At 66.6% G+C, this 10399-nt stretch carries 4 protein-coding genes; all 4 read right to left on the bottom strand.

The window, feature by feature from the left end:
- Positions 1–2934, bottom strand: a 2934-nt coding sequence (locus A9Q02_RS18675) for an NACHT domain-containing protein (RefSeq protein WP_097654592.1), incomplete at its 3' end; no start/stop codon positions are given.
- Between the two features lie 368 nt (positions 2935–3302).
- Entirely contained in the window at positions 3303–3785 is a 483-nt protein-coding gene (locus A9Q02_RS18670) for a hypothetical protein (RefSeq protein ID WP_097654591.1), read from the bottom strand.
- 204 nt (positions 3786–3989) lie between these two features.
- Positions 3990–6998 (bottom strand): NACHT domain-containing protein, encoded by a 3009-nt coding sequence (locus tag A9Q02_RS18665; protein ID WP_097654590.1) that lies wholly within the window; start codon positions 6996–6998, stop codon positions 3990–3992.
- A gap of 87 nt (positions 6999–7085) precedes the next feature.
- Complete coding sequence (locus A9Q02_RS18660; RefSeq protein ID WP_097654589.1) at positions 7086–10295, bottom strand: SUMF1/EgtB/PvdO family nonheme iron enzyme; 3210 nt, start codon at positions 10293–10295, stop codon at positions 7086–7088.
- Positions 10296–10399 lie beyond the last annotated feature (104 nt).

The following is a 10399-nucleotide window of genomic DNA, read 5'->3' as shown; positions in this document are numbered from 1 at the left end:
TTGACACCTCACACGACACGCCTGCCGCTGCTGCACCGCATCAGAAAGCGGCGTAGCAAAAACTCTATACGTGAAAGCTGGGTAGCCCTCGTAGCTGCTGCTAGCCCACTCCCACACATTGCCCACCATGTCCATGGCTCCGCATGCCGCCGCCCCTGCCGGACAACAGCCCACCGGGGCGGGGCGATCCAGCTTGATCGCATTATAGATCGCCAGATCGGGCGTTGGTTTCACTCCACCCCACGGATACGGACGCCGCTGGCTCTGCGCATCATAGGCTGCGGCAACTTCCCATTCCGCCTCAGTCGGCAGGCGTAATCCATAGCCTGCCGGCAGCACGTCAGCCAGGCGTTCGCTCAGCCAGGCACAGAAGGCAGTCGCCTCGTACCAGGTCACCCCGATCACCGGCTGATTGAGCCCATTGAAACGAGCATTATCCCACTCATCTGGCTCGGTGCGCTTGCGTGCCTGCTTCCACCGCCAGCCCTTGGGCGTCCACCAGCGTTCCGCCGCCTCACCGTAGCCCTCAGCGACAAACAGGGCGTACTGGGCCACCGTGATCGGAGCGCGGGCGATCCAGAACGCGGGGAGGGGTAGCGTGGCGGCAGGTTCACCCTTGTCCCACCCACCGATCTGATAGCTTCCCGCTGGTACGGCACACCAGTACCCCTGTGGCTGCCCAAAGGCCGTGCTGCGCTGGGCCAGCTCAACTTGCCAGGCCTCGACCGTCACAGGGAAGCGCGGATCACCCAAGGCACCCAGCAGCAACCCCGCCCGCACCCGCTCGGCCACCGGCAGGGGTTGGTCGCAGTCGGCCAGCAGCGTCACGAAGCCGTCACGCAGATCAGCCTGCAAGCCAGCGACATCCACCTGTTGCTCAGCCAGATACGTCCAGTCGCGATCAACCCCCAACTCCGCCGCCAGGATCAGATCCCGGTACCACCGCGCCACGGGCTTCGCCGCCCCCTGCTCGCGGCGGTCAATTAGTACCCGCAGCACCTTCTCGACCAGGAACGGGTTCGTCGCCTGCACGACCCCCACCCCCAGGAAGAGTGGTTCGCGCCAGCGGTCATCATCGCGCCGCGCAAGCACCTGCGCGACCGGATCACGACTGAGCAGCATATGCCGCCCGGCACAGTGTTCCTGCAAAGTCAGGTGCGCAAAGACATAGCTCGTTGGCCCGTCCGGGGTCACGAGCCCGCTCCGGTGTTCGATATAATCGAGACAGCGCCCGGCGGCCCCCCAGGGTTCGGGGAGCTTGGCCGCCTCAAAAAACTCGATCAAGGCATCGCGAATCTGACCTTTGCCCAACCGCCCGCGCCCATCCTCCGACGACCCCGCCGCGTGCGCGTCATACGAGAGCCGGTCGAGCAGCGGGCGCAAGCGAGCCGTTGTCCAATCGGGCCGCCCCAGCGCATCGGCCAGGTTCTGCCCCTCACGCACTTTGTCCCACTCGCCCAGCAGCAATTCCAGGATCTGCTCGTAGAGCGTCGGGCGATCTCGTGGCAACGTACCGCGTCGAAACAGCAACAAGGCCATCAAGGTCACGAGCAAGGGTGAGGCCGCCATTGTTCGCAGGCGGGGACTTGCCGCAATCGTCGCGATCAGATCGTCGCTCAAGCCCACTGCCTGCGCCTGCGCCAGATGCCCGTGCGCCACCAACTCCCCATACCAGGCCGGGACAAACGCCCGTACTTGGCCCAGCGTCAACGGGGCCAGCGTCGTCACCGGCCAACCGAGCAACGCCTGCATGTCGTCCGTGAACGCCCGCGTGCGACAGGTTACCACCAGGCGTACCTGCGGATAGCGGGTCGCGAAGGCCTGCACCGCCTGCAACGTCATCGCCCGATCTGCGGCTGTGGCCGTTTGTTCCAGCAGCACTTCATCCAACCCATCGAGCAGGAGGATGACTGCCCCGCGCACCAGCGCATCCGTCAGCAGATCCTCAGGCTGCGCCACCCCGTACCCGGCAAGGGTGCCACGCAGCACCGTCACCACGGTCTGCGCGTCCGCCACCGCGTTCGCCAGCGCTCCGGCCAGCCGACGCAGCGGCAGCAGCACTGGCAGCAGCGGTGGGGCCGCGTCCCACCCTGGCAAGGCTGTCGCCGGGTGAGCCTGATCCAACCCGCGCCGCGCCAGCGCCCAGGCCAGATGCCGCACGAAGGTACTCTTGCCGCTGCCCGGATCGCCCAGCACGACCATCTGTGGATGGTCAGCCAGGGCTTCCGTCGCCGCCTGCGCCCGCAGCAGCGTCAGCGGTGCGACCTCATCCTTGCGGCCACGCCCACGGGCACTGCCGTCAGCCTCGTCTACCCTCGTCGCCAGCACCGCCTCGACCGGCAAGACGCGCTCCGGATCGTACGCTTTGGCAGGCTGGGTCAATGTGTTATCGGCAAAATAGGGCCGCAACGCTTCCCGCGAGCCGGTCGCCAGCGGCAGGAGCGTCGTCGTCGCGAGCAGCACATAGACCCGGGCCAGATCAAGGCCCTGCGCCCCGGCCAACGGCGTATCCAGGCCCCGCAGCGGCAGGGTGCGCAGATCATTCGCCAGCGCATCGAGATACCAGACCAACCGCCGCCGCTCGTCCTCGCTGGGGGCGCGTTGGTAGATGATCGTGCCCAGGTTGAGCCCTACGACTGGGCCATGAACCTGCCCGCCGCTCACCGTCGCCTGGCCCTCGGTCGTGGCCGTGGCCCCTTGGCCGATAGCAGCCGTGCTCTGGGTGAGATTGCCTGCGGTGAGCGTATCGCCGCCGCCAGCGGGCGGCGCTGGTGGTGCGGCTGCGCCAAAGACCTGCGCCGCAACGAAGGCCGCTTGTTCCGAGGTGAGCGCATCGCTTTTCTGCGCCAGCGCAGCGCGGGCGATGGTGTCGTCGAACTCGTCCCGCAAGGCGCGGAGACGGGCGATCAAGGCGGTCAATTCAGCGTCGTTCATCGAGCCTCACGGGGGCTAGCCAGGCGCACCTGCGCAGGCAGAGCTTCATCACCAACAACACACTAAGGCGTAGGATCCCAGCCGATGGCACCAGGGGGGCATCTGTCCACACGATGCGGTGAGCGGCGCTGCTTGTTCCCTCGCGCAACGCGGAGTGGTCGCAGCGATAGGGATAATGGCCTGATGCTCAAGCCTGTCCACCATGGCAACATCATCGTCCATCCTTGCCACTATGTTCATCACCGGTACGACGGGAGGGCGCATCGCTCGTGTTCAGGATGCGCCTGGGCGCGAGGGCAGGACGCTCTCGCGCCCAGGCTTGGCCGCTCCCCCACCGCTGAAGCGTTCCGGAGCGTCGCGCCCGTGCGTCACGCTTTCTTCCCAGCGTGTGGATCATCGGCGTTTCCTTGCCCCGTCCATGTGATGTCACCCGTACTGACCCCAACCACCGGGCCGTGAACCGTGGCATGATCCGTGACGTTGACTTCGCCATGCATCCCCGCAGCAGGGGGATCGAGCTTCACCTCGTCCGCCAGGTGCTGCAACCGTGCCGCGAACGGCTCCGAACGGGCGGCGAGTTGCGCCAGCACGGTTTGCAACGCTCCTTCAAAGGTCGCGGGATCACCCTCAAACAACTGCAGGGTCTGTTGCTCTTTCGTCGCGCCGTGCGTCGCCACCTCTGCCGTGATTACCTGGGCCACCTGTTCGCCCTGGATCACCGCCTCCGTCTTCGCCGGAGGCTCGTGCTGCGCAAGCCTCGCCTTCTCCACCACCGCACGATAATCGGCATACGCCTTGTACGCCCCAACCAGACCCGTGATCACCACGCCCAAGCTCACCGGATCAAGCATCGGTCATTCCTTTCATGTCAACCGCCCCTGCCCACCCCAGGAAAGAGCTTGTCTTGCTCCCCCATCATCGCCTCACGCTCGTCACAGCGGCCCGCAACGGCCCTGCCCAACCGACGTGTTGCACCCTCCACGCTTGCCCCGTAGCGCCGACGCCATGCCTCGCTGCACCGCATGATCGCTGCGCCGCAGCGCAGGCTTCAGGCTTCAGCATTCACGACATCCGTGCGAACGAGGGGGTGACAGCACCACTCGAATACTCTGGACGTCACTCCAGCCGCGGGGAGGGAGCATGGACCGCGCCCCGAAACGAACAGATAAGCTACTATCATACCATGACCCGCCTCGCCACGACACATTGAGGTTATCACGTATAAAGTCTTTCACCTCCTGGGCGGCCTCACTTGGATACGCGTTGAACCTGCTGCTGGCCCACTCCCACACATTGCCCACCAGGTCCAATGCCCCGCATGCCGCCGCCCCTGCGGGACAACACCCCACGGGGGCGGAGCGATCCAGCCCACTCGCATCATAGATCGCCAGATCGGGCGTTGGTGCTGCTTCACCCCACGGATACGGATGGCGCTGGCCCTGCGCGTCATACGCCGTCGCGACTTCCCATTCGGCCTCGGTCGGCAGGCGCAGCGTCCAGCCTGCCGGCAGCACCTCAGCCAAGCGTTCCGTGAGCCATGCACAGAAGGCCGTGGCTTCATACCAGGTCACCCCGCTCACCGGCTGATTGGCCCCGTTGAACCGAGCATCATCCCATACATCAGGCTGTTGGCGCTTGTGTGCCTGCTTCCACTGCCAACCCTCCGGCGTCCACCAGCATTGCGCATCGTCACCATAGCCTTCAGCGACAAACAAGGCGTACTGGGCCACGGTGATCGGAGCGCGGGCGATCCAAAAGGCGGTCAAGGACAGCGTGGCGATAGCTTGCCCCTTCTTCCACCCGCCAATCTGATAGCTTCCCGCTGGCACGTAGCACCAGTACCCCGCTGGCTGTCCAAAGGTGGTGCTGCGCTGGGCCAGTTCCGCTTGCCATGCCGCTAGTGTCACCGGGACGCGCGGATCGCCCAGATCGCCCAGCAAGAACCCTGCCCGCACCCGTTCAGCCACCGGCAGGGGTTGGTCGCAGTCGGCCAGCAGCGTCACGAAGCCGTCACGCAGATCAGCCTGCAAGCCAGCGACATCCACCTGCTGCTCAGCCAGATACGTCCAGTCGCGATCAACCCCCAACTCCGCCGCCAGGATCAGATCCCGGTACCAGCGAGCAAGGGGTTTCGCCTTGCCCTGCTCGCGGCGGTCAACCAACACCCGCAGCACCTTCTCGACGAGAAACGGGTTCGTCGCCTGCACCACCCCCACCCCCAGGAAGAGCGGCTCGCGCCAACGATCATCATCGCGCCGCGCAAGCACCTGCGCCACCGGATCACGACTGAGCAGCATGTGCCGCCCGGCACAGTGTTCCTGCAAGGTCAGGTGCGCAAAGACATAGCTCGTTGTCCCGTCCGGGGTCAAAAGGCCGCTCCGGTGTTCGATGTAATCGAGACAACGCCCGGCGGCTCCCCAGGGTTCCGGGAGTTTTGCCGCTTCAAAGAACTCGATCAAGGCATCACGTACCTGGCTCTTGCCCAAGCGCCCGCGCCCATCCTCCGACGACCCCGCCGCGTGCGCGTCGTACGAGAGCCGGTCGAGCAACGGGCGCAAGCGGGCGGTTGTCCAGTCCGGGCGGCCCAACGCATCGGCTAGATTCTGCCCCTCACGCACTTTGTCCCACTCGCCGAGCAACAATTCCAGAATCTGCTCATAGAGCGTCGGGCGGTCACGGGGCAGCGTTCCCCGCCGAAAGAGCAGCAAGGCCATCAACGTCACGAGCAACGGCGAGGCCGCCATCGCCCGCAGGCGTGGACTTTCGGCAATCGTCGCAATCAGATCCGCACTCAAGCCGTCCGCCTGGGCCGGTGCCAGATGCCCATGGGCGACCAGTTCGCCATACCAGGCCGGAACAAACGCCCGTACCTGGCCCAACGTCAACGGGGCCAGGGTTTTGATCGGCCAGCCAAGCCGCGCCTTCAACGCAGGGGTAAAGGCCCGCGTGCGACACGTGACCACGATGCGCACCTGCGGATAGCGCTCCGCAAACGCCTGCACTGCCTGCAGCGTCGTGTCCCGATCTGCGGCCTCGGCCGTTCGTTCGAGCACCACTTCATCCAGACCATCAAGCAGGAGGATCGCCGCGCCCCGCACCAGCGCATCGGTCAGCAGATCCTCGGGTTGGGCGACCCCGTACCCGGCAAGCGTCGCACGCAGCAGCGTCACCACGGTCTGCGCCTCCGCCACCTCGTTCGCCAGCGCTCCGGCCAACCGACGTAGCGGCAGCAGCAGCGGCAGCACCGGCGGGGCCTTCGTCCACCCGCGTAAAGCTGTTTCTGGCCCAGCCTGATCTAACGCACGCCGCGCCAGCGCCCAGGCCAGATGCCGCACGAAGGTACTCTTGCCGCTGCCCGGATCGCCGAGCAAGACTAGCTGCGGATGGGCATACAGCGCCTCCGTCGCCGCCTGCGCCCGATGCAGGATGAGACCGGGACTGTCGCGTTCCGCATCGAGCGCAATGCTGTGCAAAACGGCCTCGACCGGCAACACGCGCTCCGGATCATACGCTTCCGCCGGCTTCGTCAACGCGTCATCAGCAAAGTAGCGGCGCACGGTTTCCCGCGAGCCGGTCGCCAGCGGCAGGAGCGTCGTCGTCGCCAGCAGCACATAGACCCGCGCCAGATCCAGGCCCTGCGCCCCGGCCAATTGCGTATCCAGGCCCCGCAGCGGCAGGGCGCGTAGATCATTCGCCAACGCATCAAGATACCAGATCAGCCGTCGTCGCTCGTCATCACGCGGATCACGCCCGTAGATGATCGTGCCCAGGTTCAGGCCCACGGTCGGGCCGTAGACCGTACCGTTGACCGTGAGCGAGCCATGTGTCGTCGCCGTGGCCCCTTGGCCGATAGCAGCCGTGCTCTGGGTGACATTGCCTGCGGTGATCGTATCACCACCGCCCGCTGGCGTCGCTTCACCGAACACCTCGGCTTCGACGAAGGTGCGTTGCTCCGCTGTCAGCGTGGTGTTCGTCGCCAACGCAGCGTGCGCCGCCGCCGCGCCCCACCGCTCGCGGAGGGCGCGTAGCTCGTTGGCCAACGCGATCAGTTCGTCGTGCGTCATCGCGGCGTGCTCCTCGTCATTCCCTCGTGCGATCAACCATCATGCTGGCCGACCGAAAGCTCCTCTTTCCCCCACGCCGTGCTCACATTACATTAGTAGATCAGGATGCCCCATCCAGGCATCCATGCGAACAAGGGGGGCCGCCACCACCCGAAAACCCCGGAGGTCGCCCGCGCTGGCGGGATGATACCCGTACCGCGCCCCGCAGCGAACATATGTGCTATCCCCGTAGTACGAAGAACCTCGCAACGGCACATCCCCATCATAAAGTGTAAAGTCTTTCACCTCCTGCGCGGCCTCGTCTGGATAAGCGCGGTAACTGCTCCTGGCCCACTCCCAGACGTTGCCCACCATGTCCAGCGCCCCACACGCCGCCGCCCCTGCCGGGCAGAGGCCCACCGGGGCCGGGGCGTTGCGTTGCCAGACATCATACACCGCTTGCTCCGGGGTTGGCGCGGTATCCCCCCACGGATAGCGCCGTCGCTCGGCGGGGCCAGCACAGGCCGCCGCCACTTCCCACATCGCCTCGGTCGGCAGGCGCAGGGTAAAACCGTTCGGCAGCACGTCAGCCAGGCGCTCGCTCAGCCAGGCACAGAAGGCCGTCGCCTCGTACCAGGTCACCCCGCTCACCGGCTGATTGGCCCCGTTGTAGTCAGGATCATCCCACCTCCACGGCTGTTGCTCGTTGTTTCGCTGCTTCCACTGCCAGCCCTCCGGCGTCCACCAGCGTTCCGCCGCATCACCGTAGCCTTCAGCGACAAACGCCTCGTACTGCGCAACCGTCACGGGATAACGGGCGATCCAGAACGGGGCCAGTTCATGCGCCACCGCCGCGCCGTCGTCCCACCCGCCAATCTGGTAGCGGCCCCCAGGCACAAAACGCCAGTAGTGCTCCCCGTGCGCTGTCAGCACAGTCGTGCGCTGCGCCAGGTGCGCCAGACTCGCCTGCCACGCCGCCAGCGTCACGGGGAAACGAGGGTCGCCCAGCTCGCCCAGCACGCGCCCGATGATCAGGCGATCACGCGGCGGCACCGTCGCGGCAGGGGCGTTGAGCAAGGCCACCATCGCCTGCCGCAGCGGGCGCTCGATGTCGTCGTCGAGGTCAAGGTGATAACTGGCGGCAAAGGCCACCCGGCCACCCATGCCCTGATAGGTAAGCACCGCCATCCGCGTATCCTGGTGCCGCTGCGCATCCGGTTTCACCTGTCCTCCACGCGAAGTGGCCCAGAGCTGTTTCAACCAGAGAAAGCCATCTTTGGGCGCTTTGCCCTGGGCCGCTAAGCGCCCGGCCAGCAGCACCAGCACCGTGCGCCAACGTTCGCGATCCTCGCTCTGCCACACCGCGTACGCCAGATCACGCATCGCCTCCTGATCAGCCAGATAGCAGGCCGCCAGATACTCTTGAAACGACAGGTGCGGAAAGGCAAAGGCGTCGTCCCCCCGCGCAACCAGCAAGCCCGCCTCTTCCGCCAGCACCGCTTTGAAGGTCTTGTAGGTCGCCAGCGGCTCGGCCACCCCGAGCCGGTCAAAGAACTTGACCAGCCGCCCGTGCAGCAGGTCGTCGCTGATGATGCCGCGCCCCTCGTCGCCCCGGCCCTCGCGGTGCGCCTCGTACGCCAACTGGTGCAGCGGATCGCGCAGGCGGGCCAGGGTCAAGCCCGGCGGCTGACCTAAGCGCTCAAGCAACCCGGGCCGTTTCAACCCCGGCTGGCGCACCGGTTCCCAGCGGTCGAGCAGCAAGAGCACGCACTGCTCATACAGTTCCACTTCGTCGTCGGGCACTTGGTCGTGGTCGTGCAGCAACGTCAACATCGTCAGCAGCAACGGCGAACGCACCAACGGGGCGAGGGCCGGACGCGCGGCCAGGTGGTCAAGCAGCGTTGCGGCGGTCTGGGCGGCGGCGGCGACGGTCAGATCAGGATCGAGGGCCGTCAGCGCGCGAAACCAGGCCTGCACAAACGTCTGCACCTGGCCGAACGCCAGCGGGCTGATCGTCCGCACCTGCCAGCCCTCGGCGGCGGGCAACTGCCACGTCGTCGCACTCTGATAGGGCAAGACTCGGCTCGTCACCACGATCCGCGCCTGCGTGCGCATCCCCAGGCGCTGTACCGCCTGCGCGACCAGACTGCGCGGGCTGGCCGTCCCGCCTTCCGCCGACAGCTCATCGAGGCCATCGCAAAGCAGGATCACCCCGTCGCGCCGTAGCGCCTCGCTCAGGGCATCGCGCAGGCCCGCCCTGAGGCCCTGCGCATCGAGGATCGCGCCAAGCGTCTGCCAGAGCGCCGCATCGGGCGTGCTCGCGTGGGCCAGGTGCTCAGCGACCTGCGCAAGCGGCACCAGGATCGGCACCGGCGTCGCGTCGTCGGCCCACCCCGCGAGGCGCGGTCGCACCCCGCAGGCCCGCTGCGCCAGCAACGCGGCGAGATAGCGCAGCACCGTACTCTTGCCCGAGCCCGGCTCGCCGAGCAGCACCAGCCGCCGCTGCCGCGCCAACGCCTCCAGCGCCAACTCGGCCCGCGTCAACGTCACGTCAACCACAGTTGTCGCAGGCAGGTCAAGCCCCCCGGCCACATCCAGCCCCGCCCGCCCACGCCGCTCGGCCCCCAACGCCGCGTCCATCCGGCCATCCAACCCGGTTATCCCCACCGCGATCACCCGCTCGGGGGCTACCGCCTCAGGGGAACGCGGGGTCTGTTCCAGCCGCTCGATCAACTGGCGCACGCGGCCAACCGTCGCCGTGGTGCGCAGCCGCACCACCGGCGGGCCATCGGTGGTCAAACTGGTATAGACCGCCTGCAAGCGCAGCTCCGGCACGGCCGGCTGCTCCCGTCCGGTCTGGCGCTGCCCGGCAATGCGCTGCAAGCGCATCGTACTGCACTCGTTGGCAACGTAGACCAGGTAATCGGTCAGCAACGCCTGGGCATCACCCGGCGGATGCGGCCCATAGAAACAGACAATGGTCTGCTGGGTTGCCACGAACGCAGTGCCCTCGGTATGCACCGTGCCGATCTGCTGGGCATGTTTATCACCAGCGATCACATCGCCGGTCGTCACCCCGCCCTGGATGGTATTGGCGGCACCCAGACTGAGCCCGCCCGCCTGCCTTGACTGATCCACCGATGCAGGTGGTGGCACAGGGGCAGGCGGGGGGTCGCCCGTAAGGGCTGCCAACGCAGCTCGTACCCGGTCACGTTTTGCTTCCTGGCGCAGCCGCACGGGGGAACCGGGGGCCAGCGCCGCAATCACGTCGTCAAGCTCAGCCAGTTCAGCGTGGAGTTCGTCACGGCGCTGGGTCATCAGAGGTACTCCTGGAGGGAAGGGTTCGGCCACCTGCCGTCATGATACATGCAACAACGCCTTCGGCATACGACCTGCGCTGCTCGCGCCGGGGCCGAGGTACC

Origin of the sequence: Candidatus Chloroploca asiatica, from assembly GCF_002532075.1 — a bacterium.
In the GTDB taxonomy this organism is placed as follows: domain Bacteria; phylum Chloroflexota; class Chloroflexia; order Chloroflexales; family Chloroflexaceae; genus Chloroploca; species Chloroploca asiatica.
The sequence above is the reverse complement of the archived record's forward strand: the minus strand, read 5'-3'. Positions and strand labels throughout refer to the sequence as shown.